The organism is Streptomyces odontomachi, from assembly GCF_024435355.1.
GTDB lineage: Bacteria > Actinomycetota > Actinomycetes > Streptomycetales > Streptomycetaceae > Streptomyces > Streptomyces odontomachi.
The window spans coordinates 578,934-603,165 of the sequence record NZ_JAMJWG010000003.1 but is presented as its reverse complement, the minus strand read 5'-3'; the positions used below and the strand labels follow the sequence as shown (position 1 = coordinate 603,165).

Here is a 24,232-nt window from a genome sequence, read left to right as displayed (position 1 = left end):
CGGGCGGCGGGCAGCCGGGCCCCCGGCAGCAGACTGCGGGCCCTCGGACGCCCCGGCTCCGAAGCATCGGGCCGGCCGGGCCGGCACCACCCGGGTGGCCACGTCCGAGGAGGAGGAGGAGGAGGAGCTGCGGCGGGTCGCCGGTTCCGTCCCCGACCCGGAGCTTCCGGTGCTCACGCTGGACGAGCTCGGAGTGCTGCGCAACGTCCACGTCCTCGGCCCCGGCCGGGTCGAGGTCGAGCTGACGCCCACGTACACGGGCTGCCCGGCGATCGAGACCATGTCGGCGGACATCGTGCGGGTGTTGCATGCGCACGGCGTCCCGGAGGTCATGGTCCACCCTGTGCTGTCCCCGCCGTGGACGACGGACGACATCTCCGACACAGGCCGCCGCAAGCTGCGGGAATCCGGCATCGCCCCGCCCCGAACGCAGCGCGCCCCCGGCCCCGTCCCGCTCGCCCTCGGCCCGACGCACACGGCCGGCCCGGCCGGCCCGCAGGCGAGTGACCACGGCGCTCCGCCGGCTGCGGACGACGCCGGACCGCGGGACACCGTAGGCGCGGTGCACTGCCCGCAGTGCGGTTCGGCCGACAACGAGCTGCTGAGCCGGTTCTCCTCGACCGCGTGCAAGGCGCTGCGCCGGTGCCGGGCGTGCCGAGAGCCGTTCGACCACTTCAAGGAGGTGTGATGGCGCGATTCCACCGGCTCCGCGTGGCTGCGGTCGACCGGCTCACCGAGGACGCCGTGGCCCTCACCCTCGACATCCCGCCGGACCTGCGCGAGGAATACCGTCACACCCCCGGCCAGCACCTCGCCCTGCGCCGCACCGAGGACGGCCGGGAGATACGGCGCACCTACTCGATCTGCTCGCCGGCTCCGGCGCCCGACGGCGCGGGCCCCCGCCATCTGCGGGTCGGCGTCCGGCTCGTCGCGGGTGGCGCCTTCTCCACGTATGCGATGAAGCAGGTCGAACCGGGGGACTTTCTGGAGGTGATGACCCCGGCCGGCAGCTTCACCCTGGAGCCGGCGCCCGGCCGGTACGCGGCCGTGGTCGGCGGAAGCGGCATCACCCCGGTCCTGTCGATCGCGACGACGCTGCTGGAGCGTGCGCCGGACGCCCGGTTCTGTCTGATCCGCAGCGACCGCACCGCCGCATCGACGATGTTCCTGGAGGAGGCCGCCGACTTGAAGGACCGGTTTCCGGACCGGTTCCAGCTGGTGACAGTGCTCTCGCGGGAGGACATCCAGACCGGTCTGCCGTCCGGGCGGCTCGACCGGGAGCGCCTGGCGGGGCTGCTGCCCGCGTTGCTTCCCGTGGCACGAGTCGACGGATGGTTCCTGTGCGGTCCCTACGGGCTGATACGGAGCGCCGAGCGGGCCCTGCGCGGGCTGGGGGTGCGGCGCTCCCGCATCCACGCGGAGATCTTCCGCGTGGACAGCGCCCCGGCGCCGTCGGATTCTTCGGAGGGTGCCGCGCCCGGGCCGGCACGCGGCACGGTGACCGCGCGGCTCGACGGCCGCTCGGGCACCTGGCCGGTCCGGGACGGCGAGTCCCTGCTGGAAGCGGTGCTCCGCAACCGCCCGGACGCCCCGTACGCGTGCAAAGGCGGGGTCTGCGGGACCTGCCGCGCCTACCTCGTGGCGGGCGACGTCCGCATGGACCGCAATTTCGCCTTGGAACGGGAGGAGACCGAGGCGGGTTACGTACTGGCCTGCCAATCCCACCCGGTCACCGAGCGGGTGGAGCTGGATTTCGACCGCTGAGCAGCAGTCGGAGAGCGTTCGCTCCGCCGGCCACCGCCACCAGCTATGGGCCGGTGAAGGGTCAGATGACCTCGCCCGGTGCACCCTTGTCGTCCACGACGGGGCGGCCGGATGCGGCCCAGGCGTGCATACCGCCATCCACGTTCACGGCGTCCACGCCCTGCTGGCGCAGGTACATGGTCACCTGGGCCGAGCGGCCTCCGGCCTTGCAGATCACATGGACCCTGCCGGCCTCCGGCGCGGCCTCGGTCAGCTCGCCGTAGCGTGCCACGAACTCGCTCATCGGGATGTGCAACGCCGTCTCCGCATGCCCTGCGTCCCATTCGTCGTCCTCGCGGACGTCCAGCAGAAAGTCGCCGCTCGCGAGATCGCTCACCGCCACCGTGGGCACCCCAGAATCGAAAGTCATGCCATCGAACCTACCGGACCGACGAACCCACCGGGCCGGTCCGGACGAGGCCCGTCCCACCTGAACGTACGCATCCGACGGGCTCGGCATGAACGCCCCCGTCCACAGGCCGGCACGAAGGTGCGCGTCCGCCGGGCTCAGCATGACGGCGCGATGACGGCGCGCGCCCGCTCTGCACGAAGGTGCTTCCCGACGGCTCAGCCCAGCAGTCCGGCCAGCTCCGTCTCGCGTTCGGCGACCTGGGCAAGGAGCTGTTCAGCGATCTCGTCCAGAAGGCTGTCGGGGTCCTCGGGAGCCATCCTCAGCATCGAGCCGATCGCGCTCTCCTCCAGGTCCCGGGCCACCATGGTCAGCAGCTCCTTGCGGTGCGCCAGCCACTCCAGACGGGCGTACAGCTCCTCGCTCCTGCTGGGCCGGCGCTCCTCCGGCAGCGGGCCCGCCGCCCACTCCTGCGCCAGCTCGCGCAGCAACGTCTCGTCGCCGCGTCCGTACGCAGCGTTCACCCGGGCGATGAACTCGTCACGCCGTGCGCGTTCCTTCTCGTCCTGTGCCAGGTCGGGGTGGGCCTCGCGGACCAGCTCGCGGTAGAGCTTGCGGACTTCGTCGCTGGGCCGGACCCGCTCCGGCGGGCGTACCTGCTGTTCGGTGAGCATGGCGGCTGCCTCGGGCGAGAGGCCGTCACTGTCCAGCCAGTCGTGGAACAGCTCTGTGACGTCCGGCATCGGCATGACCCGGGCCCGTGCCTCGTCCGCCGCCCGGACGTCCTCCGGGTCGCCGGTGCGCGCCGCCTTGGCCTCGGCGATCTGCGCATCCAGCTCGTCCAGCCGGGAGTACATGGGGCCGAGCTTCTGGTGGTGCAACCGCGAGAAGTTCTCCACCTCGATACGGAAGGTCTCGACCGCGATCTCGAACTCGATCAGCGCCTGCTCTGCGACACGCACGGCCCGCTCCAGCCGCTCCTCGGGCCGCTCCGCCGCCCCGGAACCGGCCTCACCCGCAGCACCGGCACCCCCTTCAGCACCGGCACCCCCTTCAGGACCGGCGTCCCTTTCGGAGTGCGCATCGCTGGCAGGGTGCGCATCACTTTCGGGGTGCGCATCACTCGCGGTGCCCGCCCCACTCGCGGCACCGGCTTCACCGGTCGCACCAGCCGTACCAGCCGTACCGGCCACACCCGCCATACCGGCCACACCGGCCGCACCCGTCGCACCGGCCGCGCCGCCGTCCTCCGGAGACTTCTGCTGCTCCGCGGCAGGTCCCCCGCCCCCGGGCTCCCGGGCGCCCCGGGGCTCCTCCACGGGGGCCTCGGCGGCTGCCTCAGCAGGGGGGACGGTCTGGGGTGGCTCGGCTTCCGGGGTCGTCACCCGTCCAGCGTAGACGGTGGTCGCCTTCGCCCTTCGGTGACCGCCGCTCACACTCCCGTCTCCGCGGATATCCGGCCTTCTCGTATGCCCGCGACCAGGACCGCGTGGTCAGCCTCGGTGCGGTCCGCGTAGGCGACCGCGAAGGTGGATATCGCCTCGTCCAGGACGTCACCCTTGCCGCAGTACCCGGCGATCAGGCGGGGGTCGACGCTGTGGGCGTGGGCGCGGGCCAGGAGGGCTCCGGTCATCCGGCCGTAGTCGTCGAGCTGGCCGGGGGCGAGCGCTGCCGGATCCACGCTGCCCTTGCGGTTGCGGAACTGGCGCACCTGGAACGGCCTTCCGTCGACTCGGGTCCAGCCCAGCAGCGGATCGCTGACGATCTGCATCCGGCGCTGGCCGAGCACCACGCGGCAGCCCTCGTGCACCACCTCGGGGACCTTGAACCCGGCGGCCGGCAGGTACGGCAGCAGCGCCGACGGTCTGGCCTCCTTCACCTGGAGGACCAGCGGCTCACCACGGTGGTCGAGCAGCAGCACCACGTAGGAGCGGGTGCCGACGCTGCCGGTGCCCACGACGCGGAAGGCCACGTCGTGGATCGCATGGCGCTCGATCAACGGCAGCAGGTCCTCCGGAAGCGTGTCGACCCAGTGACCGAGCGCAGCGGCGACCGCTGCCGCCTCGCCGTCCGGCACCCGGCGCAGCACCGGTGGCGCATCGACGAAGCGGCGCCCGCCCTCCTCGGTCCGCTCGGTGGATCTGGCCGCGAACCGGCCGCTGGTGTTCTTCATCGCCTTCTGCGAGACGCGCTCCAGGGTGCCGAGCAGATCGTGTGCGTCGGTGTGCGAGACCAGTTCCTCGTCCGCGATGGCTTGCCAGGCCTCGAGTGCGGGGAGCTTGGCCAGTAGCCGCATGGTGCGGCGGTAGGCGCCGACGGCGTCGAAAGCGGCGGATCGGCAGGCGTGTTCGTCCGCCCCGGCCTCGCGGCCGGCGAGCACCAGAGACGCGGCGAGTCGTTTGACGTCCCATTCCCAGGGGCCGTGGACGGTCTCGTCGAAGTCGTTCAGGTCGATGATGAGGCCGCCGCGGGCGTCCGCGTAGAGGCCGAAGTTGGCCGCGTGGGCGTCGCCGCAGATCTGTACGCCGACGCCGGTCAGGGGTGTGCGCGCGAGGTCGTACGCCATGAGGCCGGCGGACCCGCGCAGGAACGCGAAGGGGGTCGCGGCCATCCGGCCGACCCTGATCGGCACGAGGTCGGTGAGGCGGCCCGCGTTGGACCGCTCCACGACGGTCACGGCGTCGGGGCGGGATGCGTCGACCACCAACTCTGCGTGGGAGGAACGCGGCACCGCATGCCTGAGGTCGCTGCCCTCCTGCTTCGGGGAGCCCTGCGGCGTCCGCGGCGCGAACCCGTGGACCCGGGGCAACCGCACGGGCCCGGCTGCGCGCCATTCCTCGCCCGCCACCTGCTGGCCGGACCCCTCACGCTGCGTCGGAATCAGCCCTTCCGCACCGCATTCCGAGGCCTCGTCACCGGACCCGGTCATGCCGCTCACCCCCGCCTGGCCGTCACCGGCGTCGATCGCACCCACCGACCGTGCGCACCAACGCCCCTCCCATCAATGCGCCTCGACCGTACCGCCGTCCGCCCGAGCGCGGCACAGCCTGTGGATAACTCGACGAACGCGGCTGTGGACAACTCGTCACACCGCTCGAACACGCCGCGCCCTCCCCAACGAGCCGGCGGCCCACCCCAGCCCGGCGAACCGCTCAACACCCTCGCCGTCCCGGCTACTTGCGGAACTGCTCCGGGCAGCGGCCGTTCTCGGGGAGGTAGGTCTCGGCCCACTTCCCCAGCTGGTTGAGCGCAGGGCCCAGCGCGGCGCCGGCCTCCGTCAGGCGGTACGACACCCGCAGCGGCGGGCCCTCGGTCACCTCGCGTACGACCAGTCCGACGGCCCCGAGCTCGGTCAGCCGGTCGGAGAGCATCCGCTCGCTGATGCCCGGGATGGCCCGGCGTAGCTCGGCGAAGTGCACCGGTCGCTGCATGAGGACCGCGATGACCAGCCCCGACCAGCGCTTTCCGAGCAGGCTGAAGACGCGGGCCATGCCGTCGTCGACCTTCGTGCATGCTGCGTCGTCCGGCATGCAAGCGGATTCCTCACTCGTGCACACCGGCTCGTCCTTGATGCCGTCTACCGCCATGCATGCAGAGTACTGCGTTCACGGGAGTAGGTGAAAAAAAGTAAGCACCTATGGTAGTAATAGCTACGTACTCAATGACAGTGCGAGCTCGTGGCAGAGCTCACGACGGAGTCGACGACAGTACGAGCGCGGCCTGACCACCCGCCGCAGCCACTCGACTGCCCCTTGTCCCCCCGTCGACTGTCTCGCTGCTCATAGGAGAACGACATGGCCACCCTGCTGCACATCGACTCGTCCGTGCACCCCGGTTCGGACTCCGCGTCCCGGGCCCTCACGGAGGCCTTCCGCAGGACATGGGAAGAACAGCACCCGGAAGGCACGGTGATCTACCGCGACCTCGCCACCGACCCCGTGCCGCACATCGACCGGCACGCTGCCACCGCGTTCATGACCGACCCCGCCGCGCACACGCCCGAGCAGGCGGCGGCGTACGCGCAGCGCCTGAAGCTGGTGGAGGAGTTCGAGGCGGCGGACGCGGTGGTGATCGGCGCCCCGATGTACAACTTCACGATCCCGTCGACCCTCAAGGCCTGGCTGGACCAGGTGATCGTGGTGGGCCGCACCGCCGGTGAGAACCCCTCCGTGAAGGGCCTTCCGATCACGGTCGTCGCCACCCGCGGCGGCGGCTACTCGCCCGGCACCCCGCGCGCGCCGTACGAGTACGCGCAGAGCTACCTTCAGGCGCTGCTTTCCCAGATGTTCGGTGCCGAGGTCGACTTCATCGTGTCGGAACTCACCCTGGCGGCCACCGTGCCGGCGATGAAGGACCTCCTCCCGCTGGCCGAGGCCTCCCGCGCCAAGGCCCATGAGGACGCGACCACGAAGGCCAAGGCCCTCGCCGAACGCCTCGCCGGCGCGCAGGCGTGACACCGGACGCGCCCCGGCGAGCGGATGCCGGGCGCGCGGCCGGAACATGACGTGGCCGGAACATGACGCGAGCGGCACGTGACACGTGACACGCAAGCGGGTGGGGACGCGCAGGTGAGCGGTGCCAGGAAGGCACGGCTCACCTGCGCTTTTTTGATGTCCGCAGCCTGCGCACGGGCGCGCCGGCGCATCCCGAGGGAACGGCCGTCGCGCATGAGCGGGGGTGTCAGCGAGGCACAGTCCTGTCATCCGCGCGCCGAGCGCGGCCGGTGCGCTTGTGCGCCGCTCCGCGCCACAGAACCATGGCGCTGCCCGCCACCTTCCACGCGAGACCCGGCGTGCTGCTTCAGCCCTTCAGGCGAAGGCCTCAGTGAAAGGAAGCTGACAGATGCGCACCTTGGCCCGGACAGCGCTGCCCGCGGCGATCCTCCTCCTCGGCGTCACCGCCTGCCTCGGCACCGCCCACGCACAGACCACGATCCCCGCCGCGGAAGCCGGCGTGAACCCCGTCACGAAGGCCGGCGCGCAGATCACCGCGGGGAGCCGGTACTTCGTCGACTCCGATCCGATCAACCTCGGCGTCACCGGCAACGCCCCCCAGCAGGACGAGGACTCCGCGACCCTGGCGGCGATGTTCGGCAGCGCCGCCTACGACGCGAACTTCGGCTGGGGCCCGGAGTCCGCCGCCGGGATCTACCAGGCGAGCGCCGGCACTCCCACGTACAAGGTCACGCCACGGCAGCCCGACTGGGGCGACCCGTTCGGCAGCTACACGATGCCCTGGGACCCGTCCTGGAACGTCACCGACCACGTGGACGGCTGGGCCGTGGTCATCTCCGCCGACGGCTCCTACGCCTTCGAGTGCTGGGAACTCAAGGTCACCAACGGCACGCCGAGCTGCCAGTTCGGGGCGATCTCCCACCCGGACAGCACGTCCTGGGATATCGAGGAAGGGGGCGCCCCCACCGGCGCCGGGCTCTCCCGGATGGCCGGGGTGATCACGCAGGACGACTGGGACAACGGTATCGATCACGCCTTGGTGTACGGCACGCCGGACAACGACAACCAGTGGGCCTACCCGGCCACGCGCACGGACGGCGACGAATCCGGGCCCATGCACGAGGGCCAGTACATCTGGATGGACAGGTCCGGGGCCTGCGCCAACCCGTCGGGGCTCAACACCGCGCAACAGCGGGTGTACAAGGCGCTCCAGGACTACGGGGCGTTCAACGTGGACAACGCGGAGACCTTCGGGTTCGCCACCGAACTCCATGCCACGCCACCCGGAATGTCCTCTTCAGGGGGTTACGAAAGCATCAGGAACTTCCCGTGGGCCGCATGCCTGAACGTGGGCACGGTGACGGACCCGGACCCCGCCCGCTAAGAGCTCTTCCCTGGTTCCCGCGGTCCCGCGGGCTGCGGGATCCACCACCACCCGGCCCGGCATCCGCCCGGGAAGCTGCGCGGGAAGTTGCGCGGTGCACCGAGGCCGGAAAGCACATGTGATGCATTTCACCGGCACGCCCCGAAGGGCTTGCTTCCCCTGGCCACGCGATTGACCGCACAAGGCTCCGAACATGAGAAAAACCCCAGATGAACTGGGGTTTCTCGAAGTGCGCGAGGGGGGAGTTGAACCCCCACGCCCTTGCGGGCACTGGAACCTGAATCCAGCGCGTCTGCCTATTCCGCCACCCGCGCAAGGTGTTGTCGGGACCTCTCACTCCTTGGTGCGAGCGCCTGCCGACATCCAGAAGGTTAGCACGCTGAGAAGGGTGGAATCACATTCGTTTCCTCCCGCCGCCCAGCCTGCGAAACGGAGCACGGGGCCAGCTCGAACAGGGTGTGGCCCCGGCCCGGAAGAAGCCCGGAAGAAGCCCGAAACAAACCCGGAACAGGACACGGCTCAAGCGCGGTCGCCGGCCAGGGGCACCCGCCGGTAGACACCGGATACGGGCGGGTGCCGGCGGACCGTCGTTCTGGTACGTCCGTATCCACCCATGTCCGTCCAGTTTCATGTAGATACGTCAAGGTCCGTCCAGGTCCGTGCAGGGCACACGGCGGCGGCAGAGAGCGGCGGGGATCCGGAGCACCACGGTGCCGGCCCGGAGCCCGGGCCCCGGCCGGGCCGGCGCCGCTCCGGCGAGGCCACGGCGCCGCCTGTCACACGCCTCACACGTCGCACGCCTCACACGTCGCACGCCTCACACAGCCTCCCCGACAGCCACACGCCAGGACGCCCAGACGGCCGCCCCCCCCGGGCCCAGGTCTCCCGGGCCCGCGGTCCGGTCGGTCCGGCACCAGGACGCACCGCCGCCCCTGGGACCGCACCCGGCGACAGGCCGCACGAGACGGATCTCGTCCCACCACGGACCCGGCCCCGTCTCAACATCGCACCAGCCGTCACACCCCGGCCCCGCATGGTCCTCTGTCCGCCGCGGGTGCGGGACACTGGATTCCGGCCCCCTTACGATCGCTTCATGGAGGAGGCCGTACGGCCGTCCCGCAGGGGCTCGGTGCGGTGCCGCCAAGGGCCGGGCCGGTGTCCGGAACAGGCCCCGGACGGGGACCGCGGAACGGATCCCTCGGGGGGTGACGAGGGCATGTGCTGTGAGAGTCGACACTCGTCGACAAGGCGGGAAGGGGGGAACCAGCCGATTTCCCGGCGCGTGGATACGATCAGTAAGCAGTACCGGCACTCAGACGCCGTACACAACGTTGAAGATGTCGAGGAGACCGTCGCACGCGACGTACGCGAAACGCACGAAGCACACGACGCATACGAAGACATACACAACGCCATACGCAACAAAGAAGAAGCACCGAAAGAGGCAGGCGGCCCCGATCGGGAGAGCCGGGCAGACCGGCAGGACCGACAGGACCGGCTACACCCGCAGGACTCGCAGGACCGGCACGACCGGCAGCCCGACCGGCAGGATCGGGAACCGGCCCGCCCGGAGCTACATCCTCAACAGGGCCGGAGCACCCGACGGATCCTGCAAAATCGGCTCAATGAGCCGACCAGAACGAACCGGCACAACCGCACGAGCCGAACGAACCGACCGAGCCAGCCGAAGCGACACGAGCCGCCAGAGCAACCGAGCCGATCCGCTCGGCAACCGCACCACGAAGACCGATCAGTAGAAGGAGGAGGTGCCCCATGGGAGTCCTGAAGAAGTTCGAGCAGCGCCTCGAAGGTCTGGTCAACGGCACCTTCGCCAAGGTCTTCAAGTCCGAGGTGCAGCCCGTCGAGATCGCCGGCGCCCTCCAGCGCGAATGCGACAACAACGCGACGATCTGGAACCGCGACCGCACCGTCGTCCCCAATGACTTCATCGTGGAGCTGAGCGCGCCCGACTACGAGCGCCTCAGCCCGTACGCGGGACAGCTCGGCGACGAACTCGCCGGCATGGTGCGCGACTACGCCAAGCAGCAGCGCTACACCTTCATGGGGCCCATCAAGGTCCACCTGGAGAAGGCCGACGACCTCGACACCGGCCTGTACCGGGTCCGTAGCCGCACGCTCGCCGGCAGCAGCTCGCAGAACCCCGGACCCGGCGCCGGACCCGGCCCCGCTCCGGCCGGTCCGCCCGGCGGCTACCCGGGCGCGGGCGGCGGACGCGGACGCGCCCCCGGCGGCTACGGCTATCCCCAGCCCACCAGCGCCCCCCCGATGCCCAGCGCGCCGCCGCCCGGCATGAGCCAGGGCGGCCGCTCCGGCTCGGCCGGACCGCTGCCCGGCGCGCAGATCCGCCGCTGGATCGAGATCAACGGCAACCGCCACCAGATCGCCCGTCCCACGATGGTGCTGGGCCGCAGCACCGACGCCGACGTGCGCATCGACGACCCGGGAGTCTCACGCCGCCACTGCGAGATCCGGAGCGGAACGCCCTCGACGGTGCAAGACCTCGGCTCGACCAACGGCATCGTGGTAGACGGGCAGCACACCACCCGCGCTACGCTCCGCGACGGCTCGCGGATCGTCGTGGGCAGCACCACCATCATTTACCGGCAAGCCGAAGGGTGAAGCGGGGGTATGTCAGAGCTGACCCTGACGGTCATGCGGTTGGGCTTCCTGGCCGTTCTGTGGCTGTTCGTGATCGTGGCCGTCCAGGTCATCCGAAGCGATCTGTTCGGGACCCGCGTCACGCAGCGCGGCGCCCGCGGAAGTGGCGGGCGGCCCCAGCCCGCCCCGCGGCAGGCGCGTGAGATGCCTCCCCCGCAGCGGCAGGGCGGTGGGGGCGGGCGCCAGCGGCGCGGCTCCCCGACCAAGCTGGTGATCTCCGAAGGCACCCTGACCGGTACCACCGTCGCCCTCCAGGGCCAGACGATCACGCTGGGTCGGGCACACGATTCGACGATTGTGCTGGACGACGACTACGCATCGAGCAAGCATGCCAGGATCTATCCGGACCGTGACGGCCAGTGGATCGTCGAGGATCTCGGGTCCACCAACGGGACGTACCTGGACCGGACCCGGCTGACAACCCCGACGCCGATTCCGCTGGGCGCGCCGATCCGCATCGGCAAGACCGTCATCGAGCTGCGGAAGTAGTACGACAATGAGCGAGCGGAGCGAGCGAGCCGACGCTGTCCGTACAAAGGACGCCAGCGCGCTCCCGACCGGAGGGTGGGCAGTGTGGCTCGACACGACCGGCTGCAGTCGGAGCCGACGGGCGAGGTGCGCATGAGTCTGTCACTGCGCTTTGCCGCCGGCTCGCACAAGGGCATGATCCGCGAGGGCAACGAGGACTCCGGCTACGCCGGGCCGCGTCTCCTCGCCATCGCCGACGGAATGGGCGGGCAGGCGGCCGGTGAGGTCGCCTCCTCCGAGGTGATCTCGACGCTCGTCACGCTCGACGACGACGTGCCCGGCTCGGACATCCTCACCTCCCTGGGCACCGCCGTGCAGCGGGCCAACGACCAGCTGCGCATGATGGTCGAGGAGGACTCCCAGCTCGAAGGCATGGGGACCACCCTGACCGCGCTGCTGTGGACCGGGCAGCGGCTCGGTCTGGTACACGTCGGCGACTCCCGTGCGTATCTGCTCCGTGACGGAATGCTCACCCAGATCACGCAGGACCATACCTGGGTGCAGCGGCTCGTCGACGAGGGCCGCATCACGGAGGAAGAGGCCACCACCCACCCGCAGCGCTCCCTCCTGATGCGCGCATTGGGCAGCGGCGACCATGTGGAGCCGGACCTGTCGATCCGCGAAGTGCGCGCCGGCGACCGGTACCTGATCTGCTCCGACGGCCTGTCCGGCGTCGTCTCCCACCAGACGATGGAAGAGGCACTCGCCAGCTACCAGGGCCCCCAGGAGACCGTGCAGGAGCTGATCCAGCTCGCCCTGCGCGGCGGCGGCCCGGACAACATCACGGTGATCGTGGCCGACGTCCTCGACATCGACAGCGGCGACACCCTCGCCCAGCACCTGTCCGACACCCCCATCGTGGTCGGCGCGGTCGCCGAGAACCAGCACCAGCTGCACGACGGCGGCGCCATGGAGACCCCCGCAGGACGCGCGTCCGGGCTCGGGCGCACGGTGCCGGGACAGGGCGGCCCCGGTGGCGGTGGCGGCGAGTTCGGCCCGCCCGGCAGCGGCGCCGCGGGATACGCGCCGGAGGACGGCTTCGGTCCCTACGGTGACGAGGACTTCGTCAAGCGGCGGCGGCGCCCCTGGCTCAAGCGCTCCGCGTACATCGTGCTGGCACTGGCCGTGATCGGCGGCGGTCTGTACGGCGGTTACCGCTGGACGCAGACCCAGTACTACGTCGGCGCGAAGGACGAACACGTCGCCCTGTACCGCGGCCTCAGCCAGGACCTGGCCTGGGTCAGCCTGTCGAAGATGGAGAAGGACCACCCCGAGATCGAGCTGAAGTACCTGGCGCCCTTCCAGCGCAGGCAGGTCGAGGCCACCATCAGCGAAGGCGGGCTCTCCGCGGCCACCAACAAGATCAGCGAGCTGGCGCTCCAGGCATCCGCGTGCAAGAAGGAAGCCGCGCGCCGCGCCGCCGAAGAGGATGCGAAGCCGGGCGACAGCAAGCCCCCGTCTGACTCCGACGGCAGCGCGAAGAAGCCGCTGTCCGAGCAGACCAGCCCCACCGGCTCCCCGAGTTCCTCGTCCACGTCCAAGAGCGACGGCGGCGACAAGACCAAGACCACGCAGAAGCCCACGCCCGGCCCCAGCCTCTCGGAGGAAGAAAAGAAGCTGGTCCCGCTGTGCGGTAAGCAGTGAGCCGTGAGGGGCCCTTTCACACCATGAGCAGTTCGCAATCCGCCCACACCTCCACCATCGGCAACATCGGCGCACCCAGCCGGCGCAACACCGAGCTGGCGCTCCTGGTGTTCGCCGTGGTCATCCCGGTGTTCGCCTACGCCAACGTGGGCCTGGCCATCAACGGCGAGGTGCCCTCCGGGCTGCTGAGCTACGGCCTCGGCCTGGGCCTGCTGGCGGGCGTCGGCCACCTCGTGGTGCGCAAGTGGGCGCCCTACGCCGACCCCCTGCTGCTACCGCTGGCCACCCTGCTGAACGGCCTGGGCCTCGTCGTCATCTGGCGGCTCGACCAGTCCGAACTGCTCCAGTCGATCCACCAGGCCGGCACCGCCGCGCCCCGCCAGCTGCTGTACACGGCCATGGGCATCGCGCTGTTCATCGTCGTGCTGATCTTCCTCAAGGACCACCGCGTCCTCCAGCGCTACACGTACATCTCCATGGTCGGCGCGCTGTTCCTGCTGCTGCTGCCGCTGGTGCCGGGCCTCGGGGCGAACATCTACGGAGCCAAGATCTGGATTTCCGTGGCCGGTTTCTCCATCCAGCCCGGTGAGTTCGCCAAGATCGCGCTGGCGATCTTCTTCGCCGGCTACCTGATGGTGAAGCGGGACGCCCTGGCGCTGGCCAGCCGCCGTTTCATGGGCCTGTACCTGCCGCGCGGCCGGGACCTCGGCCCGATCCTGGTGGTCTGGGCGATCTCGATCCTGATCCTGGTCTTCGAGACCGACCTCGGCACCTCGCTGCTGTTCTTCGGAATGTTCGTCATCATGCTGTACGTCGCCACGGAGCGAACCAGCTGGATCGTCTTCGGTCTGCTGATGTCCGCGGCCGGAGCGGTCGGCGTCGGCTCGATCGAACCGCACGTCCACCAGCGTGTGCAGGCCTGGCTCGACCCGCTGCGCGAGTACAAGATGAGCCGTGCGGGCGTCCCCGGCCACTCCGAGCAGTCGATGCAGGCCCTGTGGGCGTTCGGCTCCGGCGGCACCCTCGGCACCGGCCTCGGCCAGGGCCACTCCGAACTGATCCGGTTCGCCGCCAACTCCGACTTCATCCTCGCCACCTTCGGTGAGGAGCTGGGCCTGGCCGGCATCATGGCGCTGCTGCTGATCTACGGCCTGATCGTGGAACGCGGCGTGCGCACCGCGCTCGCCGCACGCGACCCGTTCGGCAAGCTGCTCGGCGTCGGCCTCTCCGGCGCCTTCGCGCTCCAGGTCTTCGTGGTCGCCGGCGGCGTCATGGGCCTGATCCCGCTGACCGGTATGACGATGCCGTTCGTGGCCTACGGAGGCTCCTCCGTGATCGCCAACTGGGCGCTGATCGGCATCCTCATCCGCATCAGCGACACCGCACGCCGCCCCGCCCCCGCCCCCACCGTGAACCCTGACGCCGAGATGACCCAGGTGGTCCGACCGTGAACAAGCCCCTGCGCCGGATCGCGATCTTCTGTGGGCTGCTCGTCCTTACGCTGCTCATCCGCGACAACTGGCTCCAGTACGTCCAGGCCGACGATCTCAAGACCGACAAGTACAACCGCCGAGTCGCCATCGAGCGCTACGGCATCCCGCGCGGCGACATCATCGTCCAGGGCCGGGAGATCACCGGGCACAAAGAGACGTCCAGTGGTGACTTCAAGTACAAGCGCACCTACAAGGACGGCAAGATGTGGGCGCCGGTGACCGGCTACGCCTCACAGGCCTACGGCGCCACCCAGCTGGAGAGCATCGACGACGGCATCCTCAGCGGCACCGACGACCGGCTCTTCTTCCGCAACACCCTCGACATGATCACGGGCAAGGAGAAGCAGGGCGGCCGGGTCGTCACCACCCTGAACGCCGCCGCCCAGAAGGCCGCCTACCAGGGCCTGGGCAACAGGAAGGGCGCGGTGGCCGCGCTCGACCCCAAGACCGGCGCGATCCTGGCACTGGCCTCCACGCCGTCGTACGACCCGTCGAGCATCGCGGGCAACTCCGGAGACGACGAGAAGGCCTGGAAGAGCCTGCAGAAGGACAACAACCCGGACGAGCCGATGCTCAACCGCGCGCTGCGCCAGACCTACCCGCCCGGCTCCACCTTCAAGGTCGTCACCGCCGCCGCCGCGCTGGAGAACGGCCTGTACGACGACGTCGACGAGAAGACCAAGTCGCCGCTGCCCTGGACCATGCCGGGCACCAGCACCCCGCTGAAGAACGAGGGCAACATCCCTTGTGAGAACGCCAGCCTGCGTGAGGCGCTGCGCTGGTCCTGCAACACCGTGTTCGGCAAGATCGGCTCCGACGTCGGCAGCGACAAGATGCTGGATGAGGCCGAAAAGTTCGGGTTCAACTCGGAGCAGTTCACTCCGGTACGCTCGAACGCGTCCAACTTCGACAAGGACATGAACCCGTCCCAGACGGAGCTGTCCTCGATCGGCCAGTACGACACCGCGGCCACCCCGCTCCAGATGGCGATGGTCGCCTCCGCGGTCGCCAACGACGGCAAGCTGATGGAGCCGTACATGGTCGACTCGCTCCAGTCGCCCAGCCTGGACACCGTCGGCGAGAAGCACTCCCCCAAGGAGCTCAGCCAGCCGCTGAAGCCGGAGAACGCGCAGAAGCTCCAAGAGATGATGGAGACGGTCGTCAAGCAGGGCACCGGTACCAACGCCCAGATCCCCGGCGTCACCGTCGGTGGCAAGACCGGTACCGCCCAGCACGGCGAGAACAACTCGGGCAAGCCCTACGCCTGGTTCATCTCCTACGCGAAGACGGACAACGGCTCACCGGTCGCGGTCGCGGTCGTCGTCGAGGACGGCAGCGCCAACCGGCAGGACATCTCCGGTGGCGGACTTGCCGCGCCGATCGCCAAGAACGTGATGCAGGCGGTCCTCAAGGGCGAGAAATGAATCACAGGTGACCGAGTTCACACGCCCCCTTCACATCGGTGCACAGTGCGGTACCGGTCCTGTATCGGGTCGCCGGGAGGGCCGTGGCAAGAAAGGTGAGCCGGGTACGGTAGCCCGGACAGCACACCGCCGGACCATACATCGGGTACGGGCGGGACCGACGGAGAGGGCTGGTAGGTAGCTATGGAAGAGCCGCGTCGCCTCGGCGGCCGGTACGAGCTGGGTCAGGTGCTTGGCCGCGGTGGCATGGCGGAGGTCTACCTCGCGCACGACACCCGTCTCGGCCGCACCGTCGCGGTGAAGACGCTCCGCGCCGACCTGGCCCGTGACCCGTCGTTCCAGGCTCGGTTCCGCCGGGAAGCCCAGTCGGCCGCCTCGCTCAACCACCCTGCGATCGTGGCGGTGTACGACACCGGCGAGGACATGGTCTACGACCACCAGGGCGGCGGGGTGTCCATCCCGTACATCGTCATGGAGTACGTGGACGGCTCCACGCTCCGTGAGCTGCTGCACTCGGGCCGCAAGCTCCTGCCCGAGCGTGCCCTGGAGATGACCATCGGCATCCTCCAGGCGCTGGAGTACTCGCACCGCAACGGCATCGTGCACCGCGACATCAAGCCGGCCAACGTGATGCTGACCCGCGACGGTCAGGTCAAGGTCATGGACTTCGGCATCGCCCGCGCGATGGGCGACGCCGGCATGACGATGACGCAGACCGCGGCCGTCATCGGCACCGCCCAGTACCTCTCCCCCGAGCAGGCCAAGGGCGAGACCGTCGACGCGCGCTCCGACCTGTACTCGACCGGCTGCCTGCTCTACGAGCTGCTCACCGTGCGCCCGCCGTTCGTGGGCGACTCCCCGGTCGCCGTCGCGTACCAGCATGTGCGCGAGGAGCCGCAGGCGCCGAGCGTCTTCGACCCCGAGATCAGCCCCACGATGGACGCCATCGTGCTGAAGGCGCTGGTCAAGGACCCCGACTACCGCTACCAGTCGGCCGACGACATGCGCGCCGACATCGAGGCCTGCCTGGACGGGCAGCCGATCGCCGCGGCGATGGGCTCCGCGGGGTACGGCGGCTACGGCGCCGACGACACCCCCACCACCGCGATGCGCGCGCAGGACCCCGCGGGCCAGACGACGATGCTGCCGCCCACCAACCCGGACGACGGCGGCTTCGGCTACGACGACCGCCCCGACCGCCGCCGGCAGAAGAAGTCCCATGCGTCGACGATCATGCTGGTCGTCGCGGGCGTGCTGGTGCTGGTCGGCGCGATACTCATCGGCAAGTGGGTGATGAGTGGCGACACCCCGAACCAGGTCACGGTGCCGTCGCTGGTCGGCGAGACCCTGAAGGGCGCCAAGGCCAAGGCGGACAACGTGGGCCTCGATGTCCGCGTCGCCCAGAGCAAGCCCTGCGATGACCAGGCCAAGGGCCATGTGTGCAGCCAGGACCCGTCCGAGGGCAAGGTCGACGAGAACACCACCATCGACCTGACGATGTCCACCGGTGCCCCGAAGGTGTCGGTTCCGGACGTGCGGGGGCTCTCCTACGACGAGGCCGTCAAGCAGCTGAAGGAGCAGGGCTTCGACAACGTCGAGCGGGTGGACAAGGAGTCCGACCAGACCGCCGGCAAGGTGATCGGTCAGAAGCCGTCCGGCGACAGCAAGGTCGAGAAGGGTACGACCGTCACCCTGACCGTCGCCAAGGAGAAGACCCAGGTCGCCGTGCCCGATGTGACCGGCAAGACCTACGAGGAAGCCAAGGCGCTGATCGAGGCCGCCGGGCTGACGCCGCAGCGCCAGGACGTCGAGAACGGCAGCGTCGAGGCCGGCAAGGTGATCCAGACCTCGCCGGCGGCCAACACCCAGGTTCCCAAGGGCTCGAACGTGACCGTCCAGGTGGCCAAGGCTGCCCAGCAGGTGGCGGTACCGCCGCTCGCCGGGCAGCGTCTCGGCGACGCCAAGCAGGCCCTCCAGAGCGCCGGGCTCGCGGTCGGCACCATCACCGGAGCCCAGGACGACAACGCCATCGTCATGACCACCGATCCACCGGCCAACCAGCAGGTCGCGCCGGGTACCGCGATCAACATCACGACGGTCGGCGGTGGCGGCGACCAGGGTGGCAACGGTAACGGCGGCAACGGCGGCAATGTGTTCGGCGGCCAGGAAGGGCTCTCCGAAGAGAAGCAGTAGCCCTGAAGCGGTACCTCAAAGGGGCGTCCACCACTGGGTGGGCGCCCCTTTTCGCGTCACCGTACCGGCCGGCAGTGCCGGTCTGCGTCGGTGTCCCGGCGAGCAGTGCCGGTCTGCGTCGGTGTCCCGGCGGGCAGTGCCGGTCTGCGTCGGTGTCCCAGCTGGCGGCTGCTAGCGCAGTTCCGCCGGGGGTGTGCGCTTGCTGTCGACCTTCACGGTGTGGTCCAGCTCACCCCAGACCACGTAGCGGTACAGGGAGGTGTAGACCGGCGTGCAGGTCGTCAGGGTGATGTAGCGGCCGGACTTCTTCTTGCCGGACTCCTTGGGGATCTGGTCGATCGACTTCACGTCGTACTTCGAGGTCTGCCGGAGGATGGCGTAGACCTTGTAGACGTACCAGGTGTCCTTGGTCTCGAAGACGATCGGGTCGCCCTTCTTGATCTTGTCTATGTTGTGGAACTTGGCCCCGTGCCCGTCGCGGTGCGCGGCCAGGGTGACATTGCCCTTCTTGTCCCAGGGCTGCGCCGACTTGACCGGGTGGGTGTAGTAGCCGGCGACGCCGTCGTTGAGCACCTCGGTCGAGGTGCCCTTCTTCACCAGCACCTCGCCGTTGTGCATGGCCGGGACGTGCAGGAAGCCGATGCCGTCCTTGGTGTCGAGCGCGCCGGGGCCCTTGTCCGGTTGGTTGGCCCAGTTGTCGCGCACGTCGTTGCTCTGGCGGTGGGCGGTGCGGTCCGCGACGACGTTCGTCCACCACAGGGAGTAGACGACGAAGAGGCCCATCACCAGTCCGGCGGTGATCAGAAGTTCACCGAAAAGGCTGATGGCGGCGGCGATTCGGTGCCGGGTCCGCCGCGGCCGGGACCGGTGCCGCGGTGCGGGCGCATCGGTCCTGTCGTCGGGGTCGGTCGTCGCTACCACTGCATCCCGCCCTGTCTGTCCCTCACCCGGCACCGCCTGCCATGGCTGGCCCGGCCCCCGGCGTGCTCGTCCGTGTCGTCCCTGTCAGTCTGCCTTGTCCGTCCGGCAGTCAGTCATGGCACGCACCGTTCCTAAACAGTGTCCAGGGCTGACATTTGCTGCCAGTTCCCGGAACTGCGCGCACCCCGAACGGTGTTGGATGCGTTGGTCTCCCGCGTTCGGTGTGTCCCCGTCCGGCGACGTGCATCGTGTACACGCTCCGTGACGGGTGGGCGGGGTCCCTCACGTCTCCGGGTGCCCGATCCGGCCTGGGCGGTCCGATGCCCACGGCGATCACTCTGGTCGTCGTGGGGCGGTGTCGTCCGTCGCCGGATTGGGTACCCGAGGGCGCGTCGCCCGATCGCGATGCCGGCGGCATCGTGACGGGACATCTCGCGAGTCTTGCTGGTGAGGGGCTTGCGCCAGTGCTGGTCGCCCCACATCGATGTGTAGGCCGGATCGACCGCGACGATCGAGAGGCCGTGCTCGGCGGCCATCGATACCAGCCGGGCCTTGAGTTTGCCGGTGGGGATGCCGGAGATGAGCTGCCTGAACCTTTTGCGGCGACCGTGTTTCTCGCGGGTTTTCTCGGCGGTGAAGTCGAGGTTCTCGATGCCGATCGCCTTGACGCCGCACCGGTTGGCCCAGTGCAGCAACTGACTGATGGCGTGCCGGACCTGGGCGTCGCGGTGGTCGGCTGGACCGGTGAGGTCGTAGAAGAAGCGTTTGGGGTCGCCGACCGGGTTGCCGTTGCAGTCGAGGTAGTAGGCGGCGAAGTGGTCGGTGTTGGTGTCCACACCGGCCATGCCCTGGGCGCGGGCGGTCTCCAGCGGAATCGTCTTGAGAACCGGCCGCGTCCACGACGCAGTGAGGTACCAGCGCCCGCGCTGCACGTCGAGGTGAATGCGGTAGGCAACGGCCCGGTTGGCTTCGGTGCGGTCGCGCCACTCGGCACCCCGGCGCTGGAAGGCGACCTTGGAGGCGAGGACGTACCGACCGTGCTTGCTGTTGGCTAGGCCAGCGAGAGGTACGGGCAGCTTGAGCGATACTTCGCCGTCCGGGCTGACGCGAATGGTTTCGTTGCCGAAGCGTTTGCCGGACTCGCCGTCAGCGGCAAGGAACCAGCGCTCAGCTTCCCACCGCTCACGCCAATCGGCCTCGGTGAGCTGGGCGGCTTGAAGGTTGTGACGGGTATTGAGCAGACGCCGACCGCCGCGCACGACGTGTACGACCCCGGCTTCCTGCTCGACGCGGGCGACATCAAGGCGGTGTTCCACGTTAGCCAGGCGGCGGGACTTGTGGAACCACTCCCGCTTGCTGCGGTATCCGCCCGGTGCCCGCCTGGTGCCCTTCTCCCCGATCGGCTGGGACAGCCGGTGCATCAGCGTGCGCACACCGGCCTCAAGCCCTTGGATGTGGGCGAGCTGGCAGCGACGCGAGAGCGCCCACTGATCGTGGGTGGCCTTGGTGATCGATCCAGCCCACCGGGAGGAGGAGGCGGCGGTCAGGCTCTTCTTACGAGCCGCCCACGCGTCACTGTTGTGCTCCGACCTGTCGGCGCAGCGGGTCTTGAGATCGAGGGAGGCGAGGTGTCCGAGGTGTTCGCCGACCAGCCGCAACACCTTGTCGTCCTCGGGCGTGAGGTGCTTGAGACGGTCGCGTATCGCTACACCGGACGGGCCGAGCGCGACGAACGGGGACTCAATCGTGCGGAGCTGCTTCTTCTTCGGCTCACTCATCGGCAGCCGCCGCTTCCAGGGCCTTCTGCGCCCGATTCTTCGCCGAGCGACGGCCGTACAGGCGGGCACAGAACGACGTCAGCACCTCCACCATGTCGCGCACCAGGTCGTCTTCAACCTCACCGTCATCGAGGACGACGAGACGGCGGCCAGTCGCGGACAGGGCGGCTTCGACCAGTTCGACGTTCATGCAGCCGAGCCGGTCTTTGTGTTCGACCACGACCGTGGTCACCGCCGGGTCTGCCAGCAGCCGCTTCGCCTTCGACCGGCACCCGTTCATGCCCGAGGCTATCTCGGATTCGACACGGACGACCTTGTGCCCGGCCTGCGCCGCCCACGCCGAAAGGCGTGCCGTCTGGCGCTCAAGGTCGGGATTTTGATCGTGCGAGGAGACACGGGCGTACAGGCCCACGCCGCCGGTCACGGTGGGTGAAGTGTTCGCCTCGATGTTCACCAGGATCGTGCGCGGCCCTACTCGTTCCGCAGGGACCGGCAACGTGCCCTCATGGAACCAGCGGTACGCGGTACGCGGGGCGATTCCCTGGGCGCGCGCCCATTCCGTCAGGTTCATACCCATAATTATACAGACTTGTGACACCTAAAGGACACTCATGGACACTTATTCGAGAGCGGTTCCCTACCCCTAGTTGACGAGGACCTTGGGCTTGCCCTCACTGCGCGGTCGTTCCTCCACCATCTTGCCCCACACGATCAGCCGGTATTTGCTGGTGAACTCGGGGGTGCAGGTGGTCAGGGTGATGTAGCGGCCGGGTCCGGTGAAGCCGGAGCCGGGCGGCACGGGTCCGAGGACTCCGATGTTCGAGGGCGGGGTCTGCGGGAGCGTGCTGGTCACCCGGTAGACGTAGTAGGTGTCCCGCGTCTCCACCACGACGTCGTCGCCCTTGGACAGGTGGTTGATGTAACGGAACGGCTCGCCGTGCGTGTTGCGGTGTCCGGCGAGGCCGAAGTTGCCGTTCTTGGCGTCCGGCATGGCCGTCTGGATGTCGTTGGGCCCGCCGTAGTGGCCGACCATGCCGCGGTCGAGGACCTTGTGCTTGTCGGTGCCCTGGGCGATCGGCACGACCACGTCCAGCTTGGGGATGTGCAGGATCGCGAAGCCCTGGCCCGGTGCGAAGACGCCCGGTTTGCCCTTCCCCTTCGCCCAGTCGTCCTCAAGGCTGTGCGCGGCGCCGTCGGCCTGCTGGTGGGCGCGGACGTTGGTCCACCACAGCTGGTAGGTGACGAACAGCAGCATCAGCACGCCGATGCTGATGAAGACCTCGCCGATCACGCTGCTGACGAGGGTCCCGGTGGTCGGCTTGGCGGCCCGCGCGGCGCGCCGGGCCTCCACCCGGGACAGCGGGGCGGTCGCCTCGCCCGCGCTCCCGGCGCCGTCCTGGTCTCCGGCCGCCGCGTGTCCGGCCCGGTGGCCACGTGCGCGGTGCCCTCCTGCGCTGCTCGACGTGCGGGACAGGGACCCCAGGGATTCGCCCAGGGACGCCAGGGCTCCCCAGCGGCCGGTCGGCCTGCTCTCCTGCCGGTGCCCGTCGCCGCCGCGCCTGGCGGCTCCCGCGCGGCGCCGGCCGCCGCCCCCGCCGCCGCGCTGCTTCGCGGCCTTCCGGCGGGCGGCCCGCCCACCGACTCCGGCGGCTGCCCCGGCGGCGGCTCCCGCCGCGGCGCGCGCTCCGGAGGCTGCGGCGCCGGCGGTTCCGGCCACCGCGGACCCGGCTGCCGCGGACCCGGCTGCCGCGGAGGCCGAGGCAGCGGACTCGGTCCCCCGGTCGGCGCGGTCACCGCGCCGGCCGCCGCGGCCGCCGTCGGCGGAGCTGGTCTCGGTCGCGCCCGCGGTAAGGGGACGGGCGCCGCCGCCCGCGCGCCGCGTACCGGTCCCCGCGCGCCGTGAGCCGCCCGTACGGGGCCGTGGCGGCATGTCCCCCGCACTGTCCTCATCCCCTGTGCCGTAAGGCGCCTGACGGGACGTCTGGGGCGTCTGAGGGGCTTCCTGGTCCGCATCGAGGGGCTTGCGGTGCGAGGTGCGACGGCGGGAGGGGCGGGGCTGGAGGGCGTCCTGGAAGGGATCTTGGAGGTGCTGGGTGTCCGACGCGGGCTGGTGAGCGGACTGGTGAAGGGCCTGGGTCGCGTCGGGTTCCTGGCGCTGGTGCGCCTGGTGGGACCGCTCGGGGTGCGACTGCCGGGGCTCCGGCTCGGGGCGGAACCAGTCGGCCAGGTGCTGATCGGGCGCCGCCGTCGCCCGCACGGGCCCCGGGTTCTGGTCCGGCGGATACGGGTCGGCGAGCGGGTCGTGAGCCGACTGGTAGGGCTCGGGGTGCGGGTCGGACGCATGGGGGTACCGGCCCCGTAGCGGGTCGTGCGGGGCGGGCGGGCCTGGTCTCGGCGCCTGGTGGGGCACGGTCCCCGGCGCCTGGTGCGGGTCGTACGGGGTCGGCGGCCCCGGCAGCTGTCCGCGCGGGTACTCGTCCACGGGGGAACGGCCGCCGGGCAACGGGTCGTTGAGCGGATCGGACAGCCCTTCCACGGCGGCGTTGAAGGCCCCGGCGTCCCCGTAGGCGCCGGCGGCGAACCGGGCGGCGTCCCCGTAGGCCGTAGCATCGAACGCGGAGGGTTCGAAGCCGGAGGGTGCAAAGGGCGAGGGCCCGAGAGCGGTGGGCTGAAAACCACCGTTTACCGAGGAACCGTCCCCGAAGGGGTCGTCCTCGAACGCGGCGTCCTCGAACGCGGCGTGCTGGAAGGTACCGTCCCGAAACGCGTTGTCGCCGTGGTCGCCGTCCCCGTACGCATGGGCGTGCCTCCCACGGCCTTCGGACCGGGGGGATGCGTCCTGCGCGTCGTACTCGCCGTACGGCGCTCCGTCACGCTCGGGGCGCAGCGCGGTCACGCCGAGGCCCTGCCCACCACGGGCGCCAGGCCCGTGGACCGTGCCACCGCGTCCGGGTCGCCGCACTGCGTGAGCCAGTTGGCGAGCATCAGGTGGCCGTGCTCGGTCAGTACCGATTCGGGGTGGAACTGCACGCCTTCCACGGGGAAGTCCCGGTGGCGCACGCCCATGACGATGCCGTCGCCGGTGCGCGCGGTGATCTCCAACTCATCGGGGACACGGGTCGGTTCGGCGGCGAGCGAGTGGTAGCGGGTGGCGGTGAAGGGGGACGGCAGACCGGCGAAGACGCCGCTGCCGCCGTGCTCCACCAGCGAGGTCTTGCCGTGCAGCAGCTCGGGCGCGCGGTCCACCACGCCTCCGTACGCCACCGCGATCGACTGCATGCCGAGACAGACGCCGAACACCGGCACGCCGGTTTCCGCGCAGTGCCGCACCATGTCGATGCAGCAGCCGGCCTTCTCCGGGGTGCCGGGCCCGGGCGAGAGCAGGACGCCGTCGAAACCGCCGGCCTCGACGTGTGCCGTGGTCACCGCGTCGTTGCGCAGTACCTCGCAGGTGGCGCCCAGTTGGTAGAGGTACTGGACGAGGTTGAAGACGAAGCTGTCGTAATTGTCGACGACGAGGATCCGGGGTCCGACCGCACCGGCACCCGCCTCGGATGTGCTCCGGGCCGCTTCCATGGTCGC

19 protein-coding genes and 1 tRNA gene are annotated in these 24,232 nt (G+C 70.0%); 10 read left to right on the top strand and 10 right to left on the bottom strand.

Annotated features, from left to right (window positions below):
• Window positions 1–94 precede the first annotated feature (94 nt).
• Complete coding sequence (locus NQO67_RS10570) at window positions 95–688, top strand: PaaD-like zinc ribbon domain-containing protein (protein ID WP_255949547.1); 594 nt, start codon at window positions 95–97, stop codon at window positions 686–688.
• Entirely contained in the window at window positions 688–1,764 is a 1,077-nt protein-coding gene (locus tag NQO67_RS10565) for a 2Fe-2S iron-sulfur cluster-binding protein (protein ID WP_255949546.1), read from the top strand. Before NQO67_RS10570 ends, NQO67_RS10565 begins: the two co-directional genes overlap by 1 nt.
• A 61-nt stretch (window positions 1,765–1,825) precedes the next feature.
• Here the strand turns inward: NQO67_RS10565 and NQO67_RS10560 are convergent, their stop codons facing one another.
• From NQO67_RS10560 to NQO67_RS10545, 4 genes are all read right to left on the bottom strand, one after another.
• Window positions 1,826–2,155: a rhodanese-like domain-containing protein gene (locus NQO67_RS10560; RefSeq protein WP_255949657.1), complete on the bottom strand. Its 330-nt coding sequence runs from the start codon at window positions 2,153–2,155 to the stop codon at window positions 1,826–1,828.
• Window positions 2,156–2,370: 215 nt separating this feature from the next.
• On the bottom strand, window positions 2,371–3,354 hold the full coding sequence (locus NQO67_RS10555; RefSeq protein ID WP_374118962.1) for a J domain-containing protein: 984 nt from the start codon (window positions 3,352–3,354) through the stop codon (window positions 2,371–2,373).
• A 230-nt stretch (window positions 3,355–3,584) separates the two neighbouring features.
• Window positions 3,585–5,081 carry a DUF2252 domain-containing protein gene (locus NQO67_RS10550; protein WP_255949656.1) on the bottom strand — a complete coding sequence of 499 codons (1,497 nt, stop codon included), beginning with the start codon at window positions 5,079–5,081 and terminating at the stop codon, window positions 3,585–3,587.
• A gap of 244 nt (window positions 5,082–5,325) precedes the next feature.
• Entirely contained in the window at window positions 5,326–5,682 is a 357-nt protein-coding gene (locus tag NQO67_RS10545; RefSeq protein WP_255949545.1) for a winged helix-turn-helix transcriptional regulator, read from the bottom strand.
• 264 nt (window positions 5,683–5,946) lie between these two features.
• Between NQO67_RS10545 and NQO67_RS10540 the strand changes: the two genes are divergently transcribed.
• Together NQO67_RS10540 and NQO67_RS10535 are read left to right on the top strand one after the other, a co-directional pair.
• Window positions 5,947–6,606 carry an FMN-dependent NADH-azoreductase gene (locus NQO67_RS10540; protein WP_255949544.1) on the top strand — a complete coding sequence of 220 codons (660 nt, stop codon included), beginning with the start codon at window positions 5,947–5,949 and terminating at the stop codon, window positions 6,604–6,606.
• Window positions 6,607–6,994: 388 nt separating this feature from the next.
• Entirely contained in the window at window positions 6,995–7,990 is a 996-nt protein-coding gene (locus NQO67_RS10535) for a hypothetical protein (RefSeq protein ID WP_255949543.1), read from the top strand.
• Between the two features lie 230 nt (window positions 7,991–8,220).
• Here the strand turns inward: NQO67_RS10535 and NQO67_RS10530 are convergent.
• Window positions 8,221–8,304, bottom strand: a tRNA-Leu gene (locus tag NQO67_RS10530).
• 1,459 nt (window positions 8,305–9,763) lie between these two features.
• On the opposite strand from NQO67_RS10530, the gene NQO67_RS10525 reads away from it, so the two are divergent.
• The 6 genes from NQO67_RS10525 (at window position 9,764) to pknB (ending at window position 17,951) form a co-directional block, all read left to right on the top strand.
• Entirely contained in the window at window positions 9,764–10,630 is an 867-nt protein-coding gene (locus NQO67_RS10525) for an FHA domain-containing protein (protein WP_255949542.1), read from the top strand.
• Window positions 10,631–10,639: 9 nt separating this feature from the next.
• Window positions 10,640–11,158: an FHA domain-containing protein FhaB/FipA gene (locus tag NQO67_RS10520; protein ID WP_255949541.1), complete on the top strand. Its 519-nt coding sequence runs from the start codon at window positions 10,640–10,642 to the stop codon at window positions 11,156–11,158.
• 132 nt (window positions 11,159–11,290) lie between these two features.
• On the top strand, window positions 11,291–12,841 hold the full coding sequence (locus NQO67_RS10515; protein ID WP_255949540.1) for a Stp1/IreP family PP2C-type Ser/Thr phosphatase: 1,551 nt from the start codon (window positions 11,291–11,293) through the stop codon (window positions 12,839–12,841).
• Between the two features lie 23 nt (window positions 12,842–12,864).
• Window positions 12,865–14,292: an FtsW/RodA/SpoVE family cell cycle protein gene (locus tag NQO67_RS10510; protein ID WP_255949539.1), complete on the top strand. Its 1,428-nt coding sequence runs from the start codon at window positions 12,865–12,867 to the stop codon at window positions 14,290–14,292.
• The gene (locus NQO67_RS10505; RefSeq protein WP_255949538.1) at window positions 14,289–15,758 is read left to right on the top strand and encodes a peptidoglycan D,D-transpeptidase FtsI family protein; all 1,470 of its coding nucleotides are present in this window, start codon (window positions 14,289–14,291) and stop codon (window positions 15,756–15,758) included. Before NQO67_RS10510 ends, NQO67_RS10505 begins: the two co-directional genes overlap by 4 nt.
• 183 nt (window positions 15,759–15,941) lie before the next feature.
• Window positions 15,942–17,951 carry a Stk1 family PASTA domain-containing Ser/Thr kinase gene (gene pknB / locus NQO67_RS10500; RefSeq protein WP_255949537.1) on the top strand — a complete coding sequence of 670 codons (2,010 nt, stop codon included), beginning with the start codon at window positions 15,942–15,944 and terminating at the stop codon, window positions 17,949–17,951.
• A 171-nt stretch (window positions 17,952–18,122) separates the two neighbouring features.
• On the opposite strand, the gene NQO67_RS10495 is transcribed toward pknB, so the two are convergent.
• The 5 genes from NQO67_RS10495 to NQO67_RS10475 all read right to left on the bottom strand — a co-directional run bounded on the left by NQO67_RS10495 (window position 18,123) and on the right by NQO67_RS10475 (window position 24,226).
• A complete protein-coding gene (locus NQO67_RS10495; RefSeq protein WP_255949536.1) occupies window positions 18,123–18,872 on the bottom strand; it encodes a class E sortase in 750 nt (249 codons plus the stop codon).
• A gap of 131 nt (window positions 18,873–19,003) precedes the next feature.
• Window positions 19,004–20,650 (bottom strand): transposase, encoded by a 1,647-nt coding sequence (locus tag NQO67_RS10490; protein WP_255949535.1) that lies wholly within the window; start codon window positions 20,648–20,650, stop codon window positions 19,004–19,006.
• Window positions 20,643–21,221 (bottom strand): IS607 family transposase, encoded by a 579-nt coding sequence (locus NQO67_RS10485; protein WP_255949534.1) that lies wholly within the window; start codon window positions 21,219–21,221, stop codon window positions 20,643–20,645. Before NQO67_RS10485 ends, NQO67_RS10490 begins: the two co-directional genes overlap by 8 nt.
• Before the next feature lie 72 nt (window positions 21,222–21,293).
• On the bottom strand, window positions 21,294–23,546 hold the full coding sequence (locus tag NQO67_RS44540; RefSeq protein ID WP_374118943.1) for a class E sortase: 2,253 nt from the start codon (window positions 23,544–23,546) through the stop codon (window positions 21,294–21,296).
• Window positions 23,543–24,226, bottom strand: a complete 684-nt coding sequence (locus NQO67_RS10475; protein WP_255949654.1) for an aminodeoxychorismate/anthranilate synthase component II — start codon at window positions 24,224–24,226, stop codon at window positions 23,543–23,545. The genes NQO67_RS44540 and NQO67_RS10475 overlap by 4 nt, the downstream gene beginning before the upstream one ends.
• Window positions 24,227–24,232: the final 6 nt, after the last annotated feature.

Coding starts and splice junctions, on each gene's coding strand:
- NQO67_RS10555 (WP_374118962.1), bottom strand. CDS start 3,354: ATGGCGGGTGTGGCCGGTACGGCTGGTACGGCTGGTGCGACCGGTGAA.
- NQO67_RS10485 (WP_255949534.1), bottom strand. CDS start 21,221: ATGAACCTGACGGAATGGGCGCGCGCCCAGGGAATCGCCCCGCGTACC.
- NQO67_RS10525 (WP_255949542.1), top strand. CDS start 9,764: ATGGGAGTCCTGAAGAAGTTCGAGCAGCGCCTCGAAGGTCTGGTCAAC.
- NQO67_RS10550 (WP_255949656.1), bottom strand. CDS start 5,081: ATGACCGGGTCCGGTGACGAGGCCTCGGAATGCGGTGCGGAAGGGCTG.
- NQO67_RS10475 (WP_255949654.1), bottom strand. CDS start 24,226: ATGGAAGCGGCCCGGAGCACATCCGAGGCGGGTGCCGGTGCGGTCGGA.
- NQO67_RS10535 (WP_255949543.1), top strand. CDS start 6,995: ATGCGCACCTTGGCCCGGACAGCGCTGCCCGCGGCGATCCTCCTCCTC.
- pknB (WP_255949537.1), top strand. CDS start 15,942: ATGGAAGAGCCGCGTCGCCTCGGCGGCCGGTACGAGCTGGGTCAGGTG.
- NQO67_RS10490 (WP_255949535.1), bottom strand. CDS start 20,650: ATGAGTGAGCCGAAGAAGAAGCAGCTCCGCACGATTGAGTCCCCGTTC.
- NQO67_RS10545 (WP_255949545.1), bottom strand. CDS start 5,682: ATGCCGGACGACGCAGCATGCACGAAGGTCGACGACGGCATGGCCCGC.
- NQO67_RS10510 (WP_255949539.1), top strand. CDS start 12,865: ATGAGCAGTTCGCAATCCGCCCACACCTCCACCATCGGCAACATCGGC.
- NQO67_RS10520 (WP_255949541.1), top strand. CDS start 10,640: ATGTCAGAGCTGACCCTGACGGTCATGCGGTTGGGCTTCCTGGCCGTT.
- NQO67_RS10565 (WP_255949546.1), top strand. CDS start 688: ATGGCGCGATTCCACCGGCTCCGCGTGGCTGCGGTCGACCGGCTCACC.
- NQO67_RS10515 (WP_255949540.1), top strand. CDS start 11,291: ATGAGTCTGTCACTGCGCTTTGCCGCCGGCTCGCACAAGGGCATGATC.
- NQO67_RS10540 (WP_255949544.1), top strand. CDS start 5,947: ATGGCCACCCTGCTGCACATCGACTCGTCCGTGCACCCCGGTTCGGAC.